Source organism: Arthrobacter sp. YN, assembly GCF_002224285.1.
Classification (GTDB): Bacteria; Actinomycetota; Actinomycetes; order Actinomycetales; family Micrococcaceae; genus Arthrobacter.
Genome location: NZ_CP022436.1, coordinates 1805037 through 1820541 on the forward strand (window position 1 = coordinate 1805037; position 15505 = coordinate 1820541).

Below are 15505 nucleotides of genomic sequence, written 5' to 3' on the forward strand. Positions count from 1 at the left end.
CCGGAAGCCAGCGTGTCACAACAGGAGGTTGTCCGTGCCCAGATCAGTTGCGACCCATCGCCAGGCAGTGGTGGAACTGCTGGCAGGCGCTGCCACCACCAAGGGAAACCACCGTGTGCCGTTGCTCGACGCACTGGGAAAGCCGCTGGCCGTCGATGTCCATGCGCCGCTCTCCCTGCCGCCGTTCGCCAACTCCCAGATGGACGGCTTTGCCGTCCGGTCACAAGACATTCCCGACGACGGCGGGCAGCTCAGGGTGGCAGCGCCCGTCCCGGCAGGTGCGACACCAACAGCGCTGAAGGCCGGCTACGCCGCCCCCATCATGACCGGGGCCATGATTCCAGAGGGTGCCGACGCCGTCATACCCATCGAGAAGGCGAGCCCCAGCACCTTCCCTGACCCCACCACCTTGGATGCCGTCGTCGACCTTCCCGCGGTGGCTCCCGGTGCTTACGTGCGGAACAGCGGCAGCGACATCCACCAGGGTGCCCTGGCCCTGGCAGCAGGCACCCTGCTGGGACCGGCCCAGCTTGGCCTGCTGGCAGCCCTGGGCCTGGCAACTGTCGAGGTCCCTGAACCCCTGTGCGTCCTCCTGGTCACCACGGGAGACGAGGTAGTGGAACCGGGGGAAGAACTCACGCCCGGCAAGATCTTCGACTCCAACGGAACGCTGCTTGAAGCGTCCATGCGCCAGGCAGGCCTTGACGTTGTCCGTACGGGCATCTCCGATGACGATCCTGCACACCTGCTGGCTGTCCTTCACCATCACACCCGGGAGGCGGACCGTCCCGTGGATGTCATTGTCACCACCGGGGGAGTGAGCAAGGGTGCCTACGAGGTGGTGCGCCAGGCGATGGCCGGCCAGCCCGTTGATTTCCTCCCCGTGGCAATGCAGCCGGGCGGGCCGCAGGGGCTGGGGACCTTCAACGGCGTTCCGTTCCTCGGATTTCCCGGCAACCCTGTCAGCTGCCTCGTCTCCTTTGAGATGTTCCTCCGGCCGGCCGTATCGGAGGTTATGGGAACTCCTGTTCCACGACCCGTTCGGAGCGTACGCCTGGCTGAACCCCTGACCTCGCCGGAGGGCAAACACCAGGTCCGGCGTGGTTCGGTGGCCGGGGACGGCATCCTTCGTATGGAGGGCGGCGCAGGTTCCCATCTGGTCCACGCGCTCGCCCGTGCCAACGCGTTGGTCCAGATCCCAGGCAACGTCACGGAACTCACAGCAGGAGCCGAAGTGGAAGTATGGATGCTGTGAATGAAACTCCCGGGACAACAGAACACGGCGGCGGCCTGACGCACCTGAGGCACGATGGCACTGCGCAGATGGTGGACGTCTCCGCGAAAGCAGTGACCACACGCGAGGCCACTGCCACGGCAACCGTCCGCACAACACCGGACGTAATGGTCCTCTTGGGCGCCGGTGAGCTGCCCAAAGGCGACGCGCTCGCCGTGGCACGGGTGGCAGGCATCATGGCGGCAAAGAAGACGCCCGAGCTGATCCCGTTGTGCCATCCGTTGCCGATTTCCAAAGTCACCGTGGATTTCCACTTGGGCGCCGGCTCGGTGGACATCCTGGCAACCGTCAAGACCAAGGGCGTGACCGGCGTCGAAATGGAAGCCCTGACGGCGGCATCGGTAGCGGCGCTGAGTGTCTACGACATGATCAAGGCCGTGGACAAGCACGCCGTGTTGACCGACATCCGCGTGCTGGCCAAGAGTGGCGGCAAGAGCGGCGACTGGGACGTCTCCGGGGAACCGGTCCAGGAGGCCGGCGAATGAGTGCTTGCGAGCCGAACACTGTTCGGAAGGCCGGCGTCGTGATCGCCTCCACCCGGGCAGCTGCGGGAATCTATGCCGATGAGACGGGGCCCATCATCCTCGATTGGCTCAATGAGCACGGCTTCGAGACGTTCCCCACCATGGTGGTGCCGGACGGGGAGCCGGTGGGAGCTGCCCTCAGGGCGCTCCTGACCCAGGACCCCGCCGTCGTCATCACCAGCGGCGGAACGGGCCTGAGCCCGGACGACAAGACACCGGAGATGACGCTTCCGCTCCTGGACCGCGAAATTCCCGGCATCATGGAAGGAATCCGGCGCGCGGGCGCTGCGAAAACCCCGATGGCGATGCTGAGCCGCGGCCACGCGGGAGCTGCGGGAAAGACGTTCATCATCAACCTGCCGGGATCCCCGAAAGGCGTTATGGATGGATTGGCTGTCCTGGACCCAGTGATCGGGCACTTGTGCGAACAAATGGAAGGTAGCCATGGGCACTGAAACAGATTTCGAAGTAGTCAGCGCTGTCCTCAGCGCGGAACCCATCTCGGTGGATCAAGCCATCGCGGCGGTCGAATCGGACACCGCCGGGGCTGTGGTCAGCTTCAGTGGCGTGGTCCGGAACCACGATTCCGGCAAGGCCGTGGACCGGCTAAGTTACAGCGCCCATCCCACGGCGCACCAGGTCATGTCCGACGTCGTGGCCCAGTTGGTCGCCGAGCACTCAGGCGAAGCCGATCAGCCCGTCCGCATCTGGGCAGCGCACCGTATCGGGATGCTGGAGATCGGTGACCCGGCGCTGGTCTGTGCCGTCGCGGCGGCCCACCGGGGACAGGCGTTTGCTGTCTGTTCCGAGCTGGTGGACAGGGTCAAAGCGCAGGTTCCCATTTGGAAGGAACAGTTCTTCACCGACGGCACCGTCGAGTGGGTCGGCGCGGGGGAGTAGGCCTGAGTCACGGTTCCTGCCGGGTGCCGGCCCGGCGGTAGGGTTAACGGCATGACCGAACAACTTGCTGTTGCAGTGCTGGGCGCCCACGGGCGCATGGGAATTGAAGCCGTGAAAGCTGTGGAAGCAGCTGATGACATGAAGCTTGTAGCCGCCCTGGGTCGCGGCGATTCCCTGGAAACCCTGCTCGACGCCGGCGCACAGTATGTTGTTGACCTCACCGTCCCGGACACCACCGAGACCAACGTCCGGTTTGCCGTGGAGCATGGCATCCACGCTGTTGTGGGTACCACCGGCTGGAATGCCGACAGGCTGGAGTCCCTCCGTGCATTGCTGGAGCAGAAGCCGGACACCGGCGTACTGATCGCCCCGAACTTTGCCCTGGGGTCTGTACTGGCCTCCGCTTTCGCAGCCAAAGCCTCACAGTACTTTGAGTCCGTTGAGATCATCGAGCTGCACCACCCGAACAAGGTGGACGCACCCTCCGGCACGGCGGTGCGTACGGCGCAGCTGATCGCTGATGCACGGCAGGCAGCCGGAGTTCCGGCAAGCCCGGACGCCACTGAAACGTCGTTGGATGGAGCCAGGGGCTGTGACGTGGAGGGTGTCCGCGTCCACAGTGTCCGGCTCCGCGGTTTGGTAGCCCACCAGGAGGTCCTTTTCGGCGGTCCGGGTGAGCAGCTGACATTGCGCCATGATTCCTTTGACCGGGCTTCCTTTATGCCTGGCGTCCTGCTGGGATTGCGCAAGGTCGCAGCGCACCCCGGCCTCACGGTTGGCCTGGACGGCTACCTGGACCTGGGGCTCTAGGTCCATGGGAAATTTCTGGACTTCCTTGAAGAAGAACCGCACCAAAATCTGGGTCGGCGCCATCACCCTGCTGTTGGTGCTCTACCTGGTGGTGTCCGTCCAACGCTCGTTCCTCCTCCTCGGTGACTCCAACCTGGTAGCGAAGGGCATTGGAGCGGCCTATCTGGTCCTGCCCGTTGTCGGTGCGTGGGCGCTCATCCGCGAGCTCCTGTTTGGCGCCCGCACCGAGCAGATGGCCAAGGTCCTGGAAGCCGAAGGCGGATTGCCCGAGGACACACTGCCCCGTACGCCCGGCGGGCGGATTGTCCGGGCTGCCGCGGATGCGGAGTTCGAGAAGTACCGCGCCGAGGCAGAGGCGGCGCCGGAGGACTGGCGTTCCTGGTTCAGGCTGAGTTGCGCCTATGACGCCTCAGGGGACCGCAAACGCGCCCGGGCATCAATGCGCGACGCCGTGAAGCTGTTTCGCTCTCAGCCCACCGCTGCGGGACGGTAGCTGCCCAGCTTCGACGCCGTATGGGCTACCCACTCCAGCGGTCCGCGGCGCCGGAGCAAGGCGAAGCAGACTCCGATTGCCACGGCACACAGTGCCTGGGTCCAGTACATGCCCTCTTCTGTCCACCCCGCAGGGAGCGGCTGGTTGGTGAACCCCGAAACCACCCATACATGGGCCGAGTAGAGGCTGAGCGTCATGGCTCCCGGCCCGCTGAGCACTATCAGGATATTGACCTTGATACGTTCGGCCACGGTACCCAGCAGGAGGAAGAAACCCACCACTGCAGCGGCTGTTGCGCTGGTGTGCAGCAGGTCCAGCGTGGTCCCTGCATGGGGGGATGCCGTGGCCAACCACCACCACGAACCGGTCTGCTCCAGCCCGGTCAGATTAATCTGGAGCATGTTTTCCAGCGGGTACCCGCGCGTTCCGGGGAGCGCCTCCAGAGCGGCCCGGCCGCCCAATGCCTCCATGGCAAGGAACCCACCCAGCTTTGACACCGCAGCGACAGCGACTCCGCAGCTTAACAGCAGCAACTGCACCTTCGCCGTCGTGAGCGCCAACCGGCCGATCACCAGCCCGATCAGCAGATACGAGATCCACTGGAACACCGGGTAGTAACCAGTGAAGAAGAGGTCTGCGAGGAGGCGGGCCGGCGTCCCCAGGTCCTCGCCGTTGGGGTTGTGACCCAGTTGCAGGGGAGGAGCGGCGTCCAACAACAAGGGCCGGACCAGGTAGGCCAGCAGCGGAGATAAGAGAACCCAGCCCGCCGCCCAGAAACACAGTGCCTTGAGCCGAAGGCCAAGGAACGGCAGGACGCACAGGAAAAGTACGGCGTAATGCACCAGGATGACGGCGACGTTGACGTCCAGCCCTCCCAGAGTGAGGCCGACGACCGCAATCACCAACGCGCGCATGGCCACGCCGCCCCTGGCGGACCAAAGATCGTTGCCTGTGCGGGGTTCCTGCTTACCCGTACTCAGCGCCAGCCCAATGCCGGCAAGGACGGCGAAGAGTGCAGCAGACCGACCCGAGAATACCAGTCCCACGAATGTCGGCTCCCACGACGGGGAGGGGCCGAACGTCGGCAGTAGGTGCGTGGACATCATGCCAAGCAACGCTGCGCCCCTGGCGGCGTCGATCCCTGTGAGACGGGAGGAGACCTGGCCGCCGTCGCGCGCTTTCCGCGGAGGCGCAGTCTCTTGCGAAGTCATGCTGCGATGGTCTCACAGCCAACTGTGAGCTGGACCGACGGTAGAGTCCTATGCTGACCTCGATCTTGGCTCCATGCCGCCGCAATCAACTGTTCAACTGTGGCTGCCGCAGTACGGCTTCCTCAGGGTGCTCGAGGTGTCGCTGAAGGGCGAAGACGTGAGGGTTGCCGGGGGATCCGGCAAACGATGGATCACCTACGGCAGTTCCATCACGCAATGCAGGCAGGCCGATGGTCCAATGCCGGCTACCGGCTGATGGCCGAAAGGCTGGGTCCACAGCTGGCGGCCGTCGCCAACGCGCACGGCTGACCGGGCACCAGTGACTGCTCCGGCTGTCTGGCCGGCGCGGCCCGGCGCGGGTCCGGCTCTTGTTTTCGAATATATGTTCGAATAGCATGGCAGGATGAACGATGTTCCCACGCCACCCGAAGGTCTCGCCGGACCCATGAAAGCCATGAGCCCCGGCGTCGTCGACTTCCTTTTCAGGCAACTCGTGGCGGGCGAACCCCCGAAGACACCCAGTGGCGCCGCGAAGGAACAGTGTTGGCCGAGCAGCCGCCAGGAGCTGAACTTGCCCGGCGGCTATCCGAGGCAGACCTGGATTCCCTGACGCCGCTGGAACTGTTTGAATACGTTCGCGCTTCCCAGCGGCTGGTGACGTGGGCCGAACACCTCAAGGAGCGGGCCGTGGCGCACTACTGCTCGGAGCAACCTGCGCGGACGTCCGGGCCGGCCTAGCCCACCTGGACTGAGGGGTCCGCCTGGGCCTGCCCCGTTCCGCGGTTTCCTCCGGAATAGGATGGGCTGGTGACTCTGACACCCCCGCATGTCCCAACCCAAAGGCCGGCCCCCCTGGATGCCACGTCCGTTGAGAGCCCGTTCGCTGACACCGCGCCCGCAGGGCCCGGGTTCGTTGAGGCCCGGCCTCGCCCTGGGGAAGAGCCGGATGACCTGGCAGTGCTTCGCGCCGCCGTCGTTCAGTATGAAGCGCTGCTGCCGGGTGCTGGGGGCGCGGCCGTGGAAGCAAACGTCGCCGCCCATGTGGTGCTGGTGGAGCAAGCCTGCGAACGTGGCGCACGCCTGGTGCTTTTTCCCGAGCTCTCCTTGACGGGGTATGAACTCACCGCCTTTGAAGTCCCCGGCGGAGCAGGGCAGCCTTCACTGGGCAGTCAACCGTCGCCGTGGTTGACCGACGGTGACCCGCGGCTCCACCCCCTCCAGGATGTCTGTGCCCGCACCGGGACGGTGGCGGTCGTCGGGGCAGGCTGGCGTGAGGCGGATCGGACGCCCCGGCTGGCCTCGCTCATCGTTGGCCGTGACGGTTCGGTGAAACCGGTCTTCAAAACGCATTTGCATGGGCCGGAGCGGGAGCTTTTTGTCCCTGGAAACGGCCCGGCAGTGCTGGACGTTGACGGATGGCGGGTTGCCTTTGCCGTCTGTGCTGACGCCGCGCATCCTGCCCACGCCGGTGCCGCGGCGGAAGCGAAGGCCGATGTGTATGCAGTGTCCGCGCTGTACACGCGGGGCGAGGAACTCAGGCTCGGATTGCATTTGGGCGCCCGATCCATGGACCACCGGATGTTCGGATTATTGGCAAACCTTGGAGGGAAAACGCCGTTGGGCCCCTCCTGCGGTCTCAGCGGAGGGTGGGGTCCCGACGGTGCTGCCCTGGTCCGGGTGGCGGGCACCGGGACGGAGGCAGCCATGGTGTCGTTGGACCGGTCCCGCCTTGACGCCTACAGATCCGCGGCAGGGGCATGAGGACCATCACGCGGAACCCATTCTTGTAACAAGCCCGTGACAGGGTAACGTTTTTCTTATGTCTGACTTGCGCGCCCACACTCCCGCCCTTGGTACCCTCCTGACCGCGATGGTCACCCCGTTCACCGAGGACGGCAAGGTGGACTACGACCAAGCCGCTGTACTGGCAGAGAAGCTTGTCCAGGATGGTTGCGATGGGCTCGTTGTTACCGGCACCACCGGGGAGACCTCAACCCTTACAGATGACGAAAACCTTGGTATGTTCCGGGCGGTCAAAGAAGCCGTCGGCGGCAAGGCCGCCATCATTGCCGGAACAGGCACCAACGACACCGCACACTCGGTGCACCTTTCCCAGCGCGCGGCTGAGGTTGGCGTGGACGGTCTCCTGATCGTCACGCCCTACTACAACAAGCCCAGCCAGGCAGGCGTCCGGGCGCACTTCGAGACCATTGCCTCGTCAACGGATCTCCCCGTCATGCTCTACGACATCCCGGGCCGCTCCTCCATTGCGATTGCTCCTGAGACCATGATCGGACTGGCCAAGCACCAGAACATCGTGGCGGTCAAGGACGCCAAGGCAGATTTTGCCGCCGCTACCCGGGTCATGGCAGAGACTGACCTCGTCTTCTATTCCGGTGATGACGGATTGACCCTCCAGTGGATGGCGCTCGGCGCCGTCGGCCTGGTGGGCGTCACCACCCACGTGGCCACGCGTCGCTTCCGCGAACTGATCGACGCCGTGAACGCCAGCGACCTCGCCACTGCGAGGGCCATCAACTTTGAACTGGAACCCGTCATTCGCGCAACCATGACGCGGGTCCAAGGCGCAGTAGCCGCCAAGCAGATTCTCAAGTGGCAGGGAGTCCTGCCCAACTCGGTTGTCCGTTTGCCCCTCGTGGAGCCGGACGCAGCCGAGATCGACATCATCCGCGGGGATTTGGCGGAAGCCGGAATGGACTTCAACGTCTAGGCCGGTTCCGCCGGAAAGAAGCACAATATGACCCAAACCGCCCTTCCCGGACTGGTTACGCCGCCGAAACTGCCGAAAGGCACGCTGCGGATTGTTCCGCTCGGTGGCCTGGGAGAGATCGGCCGCAACATGGCCGTCTTCGAAATCGACGGCAAGCTGCTGGTCGTTGACTGTGGCGTGCTCTTCCCAGAAGAGACCCAGCCCGGCGTAGACCTTATCCTGCCCGATTTCTCCTACATCGAAGACAGGCTGCAGGACGTCGTTGGCGTCGTGCTGACGCACGGTCACGAGGACCACATCGGTGCTGTTCCCTACCTGTTGCGCCTTAAGGCCGATATTCCTCTAATCGGGTCCCAGCTGACCCTGGCCCTGGTGGAAGCAAAGCTGCAGGAACACCGGATCAAGCCGTATACCCTGACCGTCACCGAGGGCCAGGTGGAGCAATTCGGCCCGTTCGAGTGCGAGTTCATTGCCGTGAACCACTCCATCCCTGATGCCCTGGCCGTTTTCATCCGGACCGAGGGTGGCACGGTGCTGCACACAGGCGACTTCAAGATGGACCAGTTGCCGTTGGATGGCCGCATCACCGACCTCCGCCACTTCGCCCGGTTGGGCGAAGAGGGCGTGGACCTTTTCATGGCGGACTCCACCAACGCGGACGTCCCTGGGTTCACCACGGCCGAAAAGGAAATTGGTCCCACTCTGGACCGCCTGTTCGGCCAAGCCAAGAAGCGCCTCATCGTCGCGTCGTTCTCGTCCCATGTTCACCGTGTCCAACAGGTCCTTGATGCCGCAGGGAAGCATGGCCGCAAGGTTGCATTCGTTGGACGCTCCATGGTGCGCAACATGGCCATCGCCGCCAAGCTGGGGTATCTCGATGTGCCGGCCGGCATTTTGGTGGACATCAAGAACATCGACAACATGCCCGATGACCGCGTGGTCCTTATGTCCACCGGTTCCCAGGGCGAGCCGATGGCGGCACTGTCACGCATGGCCAACGGCGACCACCGCGTAGTGGTTGGACCCGGCGACACCGTCATTCTGGCCTCCAGCCTGATTCCCGGCAACGAGAATGCCGTGTTCCGCATCATCAACGGACTCCTCAAGCTCGGCGCAGATGTGATCCACAAGGGAACAGCAAAGGTCCACGTCTCCGGGCACGCAGCGGCAGGGGAGCTCCTGTACTGCTACAACATCCTTGAGCCGCTCAACGCCATGCCTGTGCACGGCGAAACCCGTCACCTTATTGCCAACGGCAACATTGCGCGGGAATCCGGTGTTCCGTCCGAGGGCATCATCCTGAGCGACAACGGCACAGTGATCGACCTGAAGGACCACAAAGCCAACATCGTTGGCCAAGTAGAGGTCGGATTCGTCTACGTGGACGGTTCCAGCGTGGGTGAGATTACCGACGCCGACCTGAAGGACCGTCGAATCCTCGGGGACGAAGGCTTCATTTCCATCATCACGGTCATCAACCGCACTACCGGCAAGATCGTGTCCGGACCGGAAATCCATGCCCGTGGTGTTGCTGAGGATGATTCCGTCTTCGACGAGATCATCCCCAAGATCAACGCCGCACTGGAAGACGCTGTGCTTAATCACGCAGACCACACCAACCATCAGCTGCAGCAGGTGGTGCGCAGGATCATCGGCACGTGGGTCAACCGCAAGCTCCGCCGCCGTCCCATGATCATTCCGGTGGTCCTTGAGGCGTAGCCCCTGGGCAACATGCACACCCAAGGGGGCCTGAAATCCGCGGATTTCAGGCCCCCTTGCGGTACCGTGGCACTTATGGCGACCCGTACTACCTCCACGCCACGAGGCAGCTCCAGCAGTAAATCCGGCGGCACAGGCCGGAGCGCAGCCGCATCCAAAACCGGCGCAGCCGCACCCAGGAACGGTCGGGGAAGTACCGCCCGCACCAAGCAGGCAGCCGCCGTCGTGCCCCAGGTTCCGCTGCCCCTGCGCATGCTTTCAGGTTTTTGGCAGGGGATCGGCCATGTGGTCGGTGCCGGCGTCCGCCGCATCGGTTACGACGTCAGCGACCTCGACCCCGCGGATCGCCGTGACGGCGCAGCCCTGTTCAATCTGGTGTTGGGCATCGCCATTGCCACCTTCGCCTGGTGGGGCCTGACAGGTTGGCTCCCGGACGTTGTCTACAGCGTGGTCAACGGGACGTTTGGCTGGATGGCCCTGATCCTGCCATTCATGCTTTTTGTTTGTGCCTTCCGGTTGTTCCGGAAACCCCAGGACGGCCGCGGCAACAACCGTGTGGGCATTGGCTTCATGATCATGACCCTGGCCGGCTCGGGTTTGGCCCACGTCATTGGCGGCCTGCCCACCGTGGCCGATGGATTCGATGGCCTGCGCAGGGCAGGCGGCATGCTGGGATTCCTCGCCGCCGCCCCTCTGGCCGCAATCCACGCCGCAGTGCCGGTGGTCCTCTACAGCCTGTTGGCGTTCGTCTCATTCCTGATCGTCACCGCAACCCCGTTCGGCGCCATTCCCTCCCGGATCCGGGGTGCCTATGAGCACCTTATGGGCGTGGACCTCATGGATGGTTCCGGCAAGGACGCCCATGACCGCAGTTATCTTTATGAGAACGATGCACCTGCCAAGCCCAAGAAGAAGCGCATGCGCTTCTTTGGCAAGGACGAGGAACCCGAGGCAGGCCTGGAGGGCTACGTCGGGGACGAAGCTTTCGAACATGCAATAGTCGACGACGACGAAACTCCCGCCGCGTCGGAACCGCGCGTTCCGCCGGGGGTGCGTCGCCCAACCCAGGCGGAGATCGCCGTCGGGAAGATCAAGGCAGCCCAGGGCCTGGGTGCTGCGCCCGGCATCGACAACCCCACCGAAGCCATCCCGGTCATCACTCCTGACATGACCGTTCCCGCGCCCACTGTGGCCCAGGTCCCCGCGAAGCCTGCCGGTGCGCCGCTCCCGCAAACGCCCATCCCACAGCGCACGGAGCAGTTGTCCCTCGCCGGGGATGTCACCTACACACTGCCGGCCTCGGACTACCTGACGCCGGGCTCCATTCCGAAGGAGCGCACGGAGGCCAATGACGCCGTCGTCGCCGCCCTGACGGACACCCTGACACAGTTCAACGTGGACGCTGCCGTGACTGGCTTCAGCCGTGGTCCCACCGTAACGCGCTATGAGATCGAGCTGTCTCCCGGTACCAAGGTGGAGCGCGTTACGGCGCTGTCCAAGAACATTTCCTATGCGGTCGCATCGAGCGATGTCCGTATCCTGAGCCCCATCCCCGGCAAATCGGCCATTGGCATCGAGATTCCCAACACGGACCGCGAAACGGTTTCGCTGGGCGACGTGCTGCGGAGCCAGAACGCCCGCCGGACCGACCACCCCATGGTCATGGGTGTTGGCAAGGACGTGGAGGGCGGCTACGTGGTGGCCAACCTGGCCAAGATGCCCCACCTGCTGGTGGCTGGGGCCACCGGTGCCGGTAAGTCGAGCTTCGTGAACTCCATGATCACCTCCATCCTCATGCGCGCCACCCCGGATGAAGTCCGCATGGTCATGGTGGACCCCAAGCGCGTGGAGCTCACCGCGTACGAAGGCGTCCCGCACCTCATCACGCCCATCATCACCAATCCTAAAAAGGCCGCTGAGGCCCTGCAGTGGGTTGTCCGGGAGATGGACGCCCGTTACGACGACCTCGCCAACTACGGTTACAAGCACATCGACGATTTCAACAAGGCCGTCCGTGCCGGCAAAGTGGTGCCGCCCGTGGACTCCAAACGGGTCATCAAGCCTTACCCTTACCTCCTGGTGATCGTGGATGAGCTCGCCGACCTCATGATGGTGGCGCCGCGCGACGTCGAAGACTCGATTGTCCGCATCACCCAGCTTGCCCGTGCTGCCGGTATCCACCTGGTCCTGGCCACCCAGCGCCCGTCCGTGGATGTGGTCACTGGCCTGATCAAGGCGAACGTGCCTTCGCGCATGGCCTTCGCAACCTCGTCCGTGACGGACTCGCGTGTTGTGCTGGACCAGCCGGGCGCGGAGAAGCTGATTGGCCAGGGTGACGCGCTTTTCCTGCCGATGGGTGCGTCCAAGGCAATGCGTGTCCAGGGTGCCTGGGTGACGGAATCCGAGATCCACAAGGTGGTGGAGCACGTCAAGGGACAGCTCCAGGCTGTCTACCGCGACGACGTTGCTGCCGAGGCCCCCAAGAAGCAGATCGACGACGACATCGGAGACGACCTCGAGGTCCTGTTGCAGGCCACCGAGTTGGTGGTGACCACCCAGTTCGGCTCCACGTCGATGCTGCAGCGCAAGCTCCGGGTGGGCTTCGCCAAGGCCGGGCGCCTGATGGACCTCCTCGAATCCCGCGGCGTGGTGGGGCCCTCGGAAGGTTCGAAGGCCCGCGATGTCCTGGTCAAGCCGGACGACCTCGCGGCGGTCCTGGCAGCGATGAAGGGCCAGGAATCGCCCGCTGCCCCCGACGCCCACACGGCGGCCCTGAGCGACAACGCGAACTCGAACATCGCCGTCGGCGGTTATGCGGAGGACCTGGTGCAGGCGGACCTGGACAACCGGACGCAGGCCATTGAGTATCACGATGGCGCTGACGGCCCGGATGACGACGACGAAGGCGGCGAAGACGCCTGGTCGCTGACGGGGCGCTAGCTTCAAAGGCGTCTGCCCAAAGACGGTAGCCTAGAGGGGTGACTACAGCCGAGGGTGATAACGCGACGTCCAGCAACTCCGATGTCTGGAACCTGCCCAACATCCTCACGATGCTCCGCATCGTCCTGGTTCCGTTTTTCGTCTGGTTCCTGCTCGCCGACAACGGCGAGTACGGCCTGTGGCGCTGGGCAGCCGTAGTGGCCTTCGCGGTAGCCATCTACACGGACAAGCTCGACGGCGACATCGCCAGGGCGCGCGGCCTCATCACCAATTTCGGCAAGATCGCCGATCCCATTGCCGACAAATTGCTGATCGGCTCCGCGCTGGTGCTCTTGTCCATCCTGGGGGAACTGCCGTGGTGGGTCACCATCCTCATCCTCGTCCGCGAGTGGGGGATTACCGCGCTTCGGTTCGTCGTGATCCGGTACGGCGTCATGCCGGCCTCCAGGGGCGGAAAGCTGAAGACGGTGGTCCAGACCGTGGCCATCTTCTTGTACATCCTTCCCCTCAAGGCGATCGCCCCCTGGCTGGGCGACGCCGCCTTCTGGGTCATGATGCTGGCGCTTGCCATCACCCTGTGGACCGGCGTCGAATACGTCATCCAAGCCCTCAAGCTGCGGGCAGCGGGGCGTCGCGCATGACGTCCGGTGACGCCGTCACCGCCGCAGCAGAGACGTCGACGGCGGTGGTCGCCGCGGCGATCGCAAAGAACCTCACGGTGGCCACGGCTGAGTCGCTCACCGCTGGAATGGTAGCGGCCACCCTGGCCAATACTCCCGGCGCTTCAGCGATGCTTCAGGGCGGAGTTGTTGCGTATCAAAACTCCGTTAAGGCCGGAGTCCTGGGCGTTCCGGGAGAGCTGCTTGCCGAGGTCGGCTCCGTTGACGGTGCTGTTGCGGAGGCCATGGCCGACGGTGCCCGGCGTGCTTGCGGTGCCAGCATTGGAGTATCCACAACCGGAGTGGCCGGACCTGATCCCCACGACGGCAAAGCCGTAGGAACCGTGTTCGTTGGAATCGCTGCCGATGCCGGAACCCAAGCCTTCGAATTCAGCTTCACGGGGGACCGCCAGTCCATTCGCGAGCAAGCCTGCGGGGCGGCACTGGCGCGTCTGCTTGCTGCGCTGGAGGGGGATGGTTACCGTTCGTAAAGTAGCCGGGAACAAAAACTGATTGCCAATAGTTGTGTCATTGAGTCGCTTCGGAAGAGCCGGGGCGCCTAGGATGTAGAAACCAACCCGGTCCGCCCACCAGCGAACCGGATGACTGAGGGAGCAAGGCGATACAGATGGTAAAGCAGCCCGTATCCGTAAACGGCGTTGTCCGCTGGAAGGATGTGGGCTTGGCTGATCAGGCACAGAGCGAACAGAAGGAGCGCAAAATGGTTGTACTACGCCACGAGATCGGTGATGTACTGCGCGATGTCCGCCAGCGTCAGGGCCGTACCCTCCGCGAGGTTTCGCACAGCGCCCGCGTCTCACTTGGTTACTTGAGTGAAGTTGAACGCGGCCAGAAGGAGGCTTCTTCCGAGCTCCTGTCCTCTATCTGCACAGCCCTGGATGTTCCGTTGTCCCACATGCTCCGCGAAGTCAGCGACAGAGTGGCCGTTGCTGAGGGAGTGGCCGTGCCGGACACCGTTCCGCAGGAATTCTCCCAGCGTTACGGTCGCGATCTGGACCTCACGGACGACTTCCCGCAGGGAATGCTCTCCGGAGCCCGGTAACCGTTCCACCAGAATTGGAAGAAGGTCCCCAGCCATCGGCTGGGGACCTTCTTTTGGTGTTTGTTGGTATGGACTGAGGGGCGGGAGCCCTGGCGGATCAGGCGTCGGCCGGCTTGGTGGGGTCGGCGGCAATGTCCGGTTCCCGCAGGGTCACGTCCTTGAGGACGCCGTCGCCGTAGATCGCATTGAGCCGGCCCATGTAGTCGGCAAGGATCTGGACGTCTTCAAGCGGCCATTCGCCCAGGCGTTCACGGAATACCTGCCGCCGGGCATCCTGGACCTGGTGCATCTTGTCCTCGCCCTTGTCCGTCAGGCGGATGGATTGTGCCCTTCCGTCCTGCGGGTCGGCTTCCTTGTAGACCAGGCCAATGCTTTCCAGGAAAGCGATCTGCCGGCTCACGGACGGCTTGCCCACGCCAATGCACGTAGCGAGGTCCGTCAACCTGATGGGTCCTTCCCTCCGGATGACGGTCAGCAGCCCGTAGGCGGCCGGTTCCATGTCCGGGTGGACCTGGCGCGACAACTGGTGGGAGATTGACCGGGCCCGGCGCCAGAGCAGGCTCAGCTGGTGTTCCACCTGCTGGAGGGCGTCGTCTACGGCGTCGCCTGGCACGGCCTGACCGGGCGTGCTCTGGAGAGGATTGCTCATGGCAACCATTCTAGAGTCCGGCTCCGTGAGAGACTCTATCCGTGAGGGCAAGTGACTTTTGGCGATTGATGGACGATGAGTTCGGGGCAGGCTATTCCCGGGTCCTCGCCGGCTCCTTGGTACTCGCAGGCGTGGGCGGGCGGACTGCCGTTGAGGCCCTGGCCTCCGGATACCAGCCCCGCGAGGTGTGGTTGGCTGTGTGCGAAGTCCAGGATGTTCCGGCCGAACGCAGGCTGGGGCGGGACATCAAACCGGCCTCCAACTGAGGGTCGCGCTGCTGCCTCGACAAGGGACACGCCGGACCATTGTTCGAATATCTGTTCGGATGGGGATATGCTCCTGTGAGAGGAAAATTGATCCCGAAGGCCGCATTTCCGAGCATCCGGATTGCCCGGTTGTCCACATAGCCGGATTCGGCTCATAAAAATGTCAGCACGTCGTAATAGCGTCTGACATGACAGGAAAGCGGCCCTTAGGGCCACTCCACAGCGAGAAAGCATCAGAGGTGTGAA

Annotated in this window: 18 protein-coding genes; 16 read left to right on the plus strand and 2 right to left on the minus strand. The window is 64.0% G+C overall.

Annotated features, from left to right (window positions below; translation table 11 throughout):
* Nucleotides 1-28 precede the first annotated feature (28 nt).
* From CGK93_RS08135 to CGK93_RS08160, 6 genes are read left to right on the plus strand one after another with little or no spacing between them, the layout of a single operon-like run.
* Nucleotides 29-1255 carry a molybdopterin molybdotransferase MoeA gene (locus CGK93_RS08135; protein ID WP_089594388.1) on the plus strand — a complete coding sequence of 409 codons (1227 nt, stop codon included), beginning with the start codon at nucleotides 29-31 and terminating at the stop codon, nucleotides 1253-1255.
* A complete protein-coding gene (gene moaC, locus CGK93_RS08140) occupies nucleotides 1243-1779 on the plus strand; it encodes a cyclic pyranopterin monophosphate synthase MoaC (protein ID WP_089594389.1) in 537 nt (178 codons plus the stop codon). The genes CGK93_RS08135 and moaC overlap by 13 nt, the downstream gene beginning before the upstream one ends.
* On the plus strand, nucleotides 1776-2273 hold the full coding sequence (locus tag CGK93_RS08145; protein ID WP_089594390.1) for a MogA/MoaB family molybdenum cofactor biosynthesis protein: 498 nt from the start codon (nucleotides 1776-1778) through the stop codon (nucleotides 2271-2273). Before moaC ends, CGK93_RS08145 begins: the two co-directional genes overlap by 4 nt.
* Complete coding sequence (locus CGK93_RS08150; RefSeq protein ID WP_089594391.1) at nucleotides 2263-2718, plus strand: molybdenum cofactor biosynthesis protein MoaE; 456 nt, start codon at nucleotides 2263-2265, stop codon at nucleotides 2716-2718. Before CGK93_RS08145 ends, CGK93_RS08150 begins: the two co-directional genes overlap by 11 nt.
* Before the next feature lie 51 nt (nucleotides 2719-2769).
* The gene (gene dapB / locus CGK93_RS08155) at nucleotides 2770-3528 is read left to right on the plus strand and encodes a 4-hydroxy-tetrahydrodipicolinate reductase (protein WP_089594392.1); all 759 of its coding nucleotides are present in this window, start codon (nucleotides 2770-2772) and stop codon (nucleotides 3526-3528) included.
* A 4-nt stretch (nucleotides 3529-3532) separates the two neighbouring features.
* Nucleotides 3533-4021 (plus strand): hypothetical protein, encoded by a 489-nt coding sequence (locus CGK93_RS08160; protein ID WP_089594393.1) that lies wholly within the window; start codon nucleotides 3533-3535, stop codon nucleotides 4019-4021.
* Here the strand turns inward: CGK93_RS08160 and CGK93_RS08165 are convergent.
* Nucleotides 3997-5232, minus strand: a complete 1236-nt coding sequence (locus CGK93_RS08165; RefSeq protein WP_089594394.1) for a heparan-alpha-glucosaminide N-acetyltransferase domain-containing protein — start codon at nucleotides 5230-5232, stop codon at nucleotides 3997-3999. The genes CGK93_RS08160 and CGK93_RS08165 overlap by 25 nt on opposite strands.
* A gap of 73 nt (nucleotides 5233-5305) precedes the next feature.
* Between CGK93_RS08165 and CGK93_RS23485 the strand changes: the two genes are divergently transcribed.
* The 9 genes from CGK93_RS23485 to CGK93_RS08205 all read left to right on the plus strand — a co-directional run bounded on the left by CGK93_RS23485 (nucleotide 5306) and on the right by CGK93_RS08205 (nucleotide 14344).
* Complete coding sequence (locus CGK93_RS23485) at nucleotides 5306-5488, plus strand: hypothetical protein (RefSeq protein ID WP_157731653.1); 183 nt, start codon at nucleotides 5306-5308, stop codon at nucleotides 5486-5488.
* A gap of 287 nt (nucleotides 5489-5775) precedes the next feature.
* A complete protein-coding gene (locus CGK93_RS24050; protein WP_232481579.1) occupies nucleotides 5776-5970 on the plus strand; it encodes a hypothetical protein in 195 nt (64 codons plus the stop codon).
* 69 nt (nucleotides 5971-6039) lie between these two features.
* On the plus strand, nucleotides 6040-6993 hold the full coding sequence (locus tag CGK93_RS08175) for a carbon-nitrogen hydrolase family protein (RefSeq protein WP_232481580.1): 954 nt from the start codon (nucleotides 6040-6042) through the stop codon (nucleotides 6991-6993).
* A gap of 58 nt (nucleotides 6994-7051) precedes the next feature.
* On the plus strand, nucleotides 7052-7963 hold the full coding sequence (gene dapA / locus CGK93_RS08180) for a 4-hydroxy-tetrahydrodipicolinate synthase (RefSeq protein ID WP_089594395.1): 912 nt from the start codon (nucleotides 7052-7054) through the stop codon (nucleotides 7961-7963).
* A 27-nt stretch (nucleotides 7964-7990) separates the two neighbouring features.
* Nucleotides 7991-9682: a ribonuclease J gene (locus CGK93_RS08185; RefSeq protein ID WP_089594396.1), complete on the plus strand. Its 1692-nt coding sequence runs from the start codon at nucleotides 7991-7993 to the stop codon at nucleotides 9680-9682.
* Nucleotides 9683-9757: 75 nt separating this feature from the next.
* Nucleotides 9758-12622: an FtsK/SpoIIIE family DNA translocase gene (locus tag CGK93_RS08190; protein WP_089594397.1), complete on the plus strand. Its 2865-nt coding sequence runs from the start codon at nucleotides 9758-9760 to the stop codon at nucleotides 12620-12622.
* A gap of 38 nt (nucleotides 12623-12660) precedes the next feature.
* Nucleotides 12661-13263, plus strand: coding sequence for a CDP-diacylglycerol--glycerol-3-phosphate 3-phosphatidyltransferase (gene pgsA, locus CGK93_RS08195; protein ID WP_089594398.1), 603 nt, complete (start codon nucleotides 12661-12663; stop codon nucleotides 13261-13263).
* On the plus strand, nucleotides 13260-13772 hold the full coding sequence (locus CGK93_RS08200; RefSeq protein ID WP_089594399.1) for a CinA family protein: 513 nt from the start codon (nucleotides 13260-13262) through the stop codon (nucleotides 13770-13772). The genes pgsA and CGK93_RS08200 overlap by 4 nt, the downstream gene beginning before the upstream one ends.
* 137 nt (nucleotides 13773-13909) lie before the next feature.
* Nucleotides 13910-14344: a helix-turn-helix domain-containing protein gene (locus CGK93_RS08205; protein WP_014921288.1), complete on the plus strand. Its 435-nt coding sequence runs from the start codon at nucleotides 13910-13912 to the stop codon at nucleotides 14342-14344.
* Nucleotides 14345-14441: 97 nt separating this feature from the next.
* Here the strand turns inward: CGK93_RS08205 and CGK93_RS08210 are convergent, their stop codons facing one another.
* Entirely contained in the window at nucleotides 14442-14993 is a 552-nt protein-coding gene (locus tag CGK93_RS08210; RefSeq protein WP_089597295.1) for a MarR family winged helix-turn-helix transcriptional regulator, read from the minus strand.
* A gap of 41 nt (nucleotides 14994-15034) precedes the next feature.
* Between CGK93_RS08210 and CGK93_RS08215 the strand changes: the two genes are divergently transcribed.
* Nucleotides 15035-15259, plus strand: coding sequence for a DUF3046 domain-containing protein (locus tag CGK93_RS08215; protein WP_089594400.1), 225 nt, complete (start codon nucleotides 15035-15037; stop codon nucleotides 15257-15259).
* Nucleotides 15260-15505 lie beyond the last annotated feature (246 nt).

Coding starts and splice junctions, on each gene's coding strand:
- moaC (WP_089594389.1), top strand. CDS start 1,243: ATGGATGCTGTGAATGAAACTCCCGGGACAACAGAACACGGCGGCGGC.
- CGK93_RS08145 (WP_089594390.1), top strand. CDS start 1,776: ATGAGTGCTTGCGAGCCGAACACTGTTCGGAAGGCCGGCGTCGTGATC.
- CGK93_RS08150 (WP_089594391.1), top strand. CDS start 2,263: ATGGGCACTGAAACAGATTTCGAAGTAGTCAGCGCTGTCCTCAGCGCG.
- dapB (WP_089594392.1), top strand. CDS start 2,770: ATGACCGAACAACTTGCTGTTGCAGTGCTGGGCGCCCACGGGCGCATG.
- CGK93_RS08160 (WP_089594393.1), top strand. CDS start 3,533: ATGGGAAATTTCTGGACTTCCTTGAAGAAGAACCGCACCAAAATCTGG.
- CGK93_RS08165 (WP_089594394.1), bottom strand. CDS start 5,232: ATGACTTCGCAAGAGACTGCGCCTCCGCGGAAAGCGCGCGACGGCGGC.
- CGK93_RS23485 (WP_157731653.1), top strand. CDS start 5,306: ATGCCGCCGCAATCAACTGTTCAACTGTGGCTGCCGCAGTACGGCTTC.
- dapA (WP_089594395.1), top strand. CDS start 7,052: ATGTCTGACTTGCGCGCCCACACTCCCGCCCTTGGTACCCTCCTGACC.
- CGK93_RS08185 (WP_089594396.1), top strand. CDS start 7,991: ATGACCCAAACCGCCCTTCCCGGACTGGTTACGCCGCCGAAACTGCCG.
- CGK93_RS08190 (WP_089594397.1), top strand. CDS start 9,758: ATGGCGACCCGTACTACCTCCACGCCACGAGGCAGCTCCAGCAGTAAA.
- CGK93_RS08200 (WP_089594399.1), top strand. CDS start 13,260: ATGACGTCCGGTGACGCCGTCACCGCCGCAGCAGAGACGTCGACGGCG.
- CGK93_RS08205 (WP_014921288.1), top strand. CDS start 13,910: ATGGTAAAGCAGCCCGTATCCGTAAACGGCGTTGTCCGCTGGAAGGAT.
- CGK93_RS08210 (WP_089597295.1), bottom strand. CDS start 14,993: ATGAGCAATCCTCTCCAGAGCACGCCCGGTCAGGCCGTGCCAGGCGAC.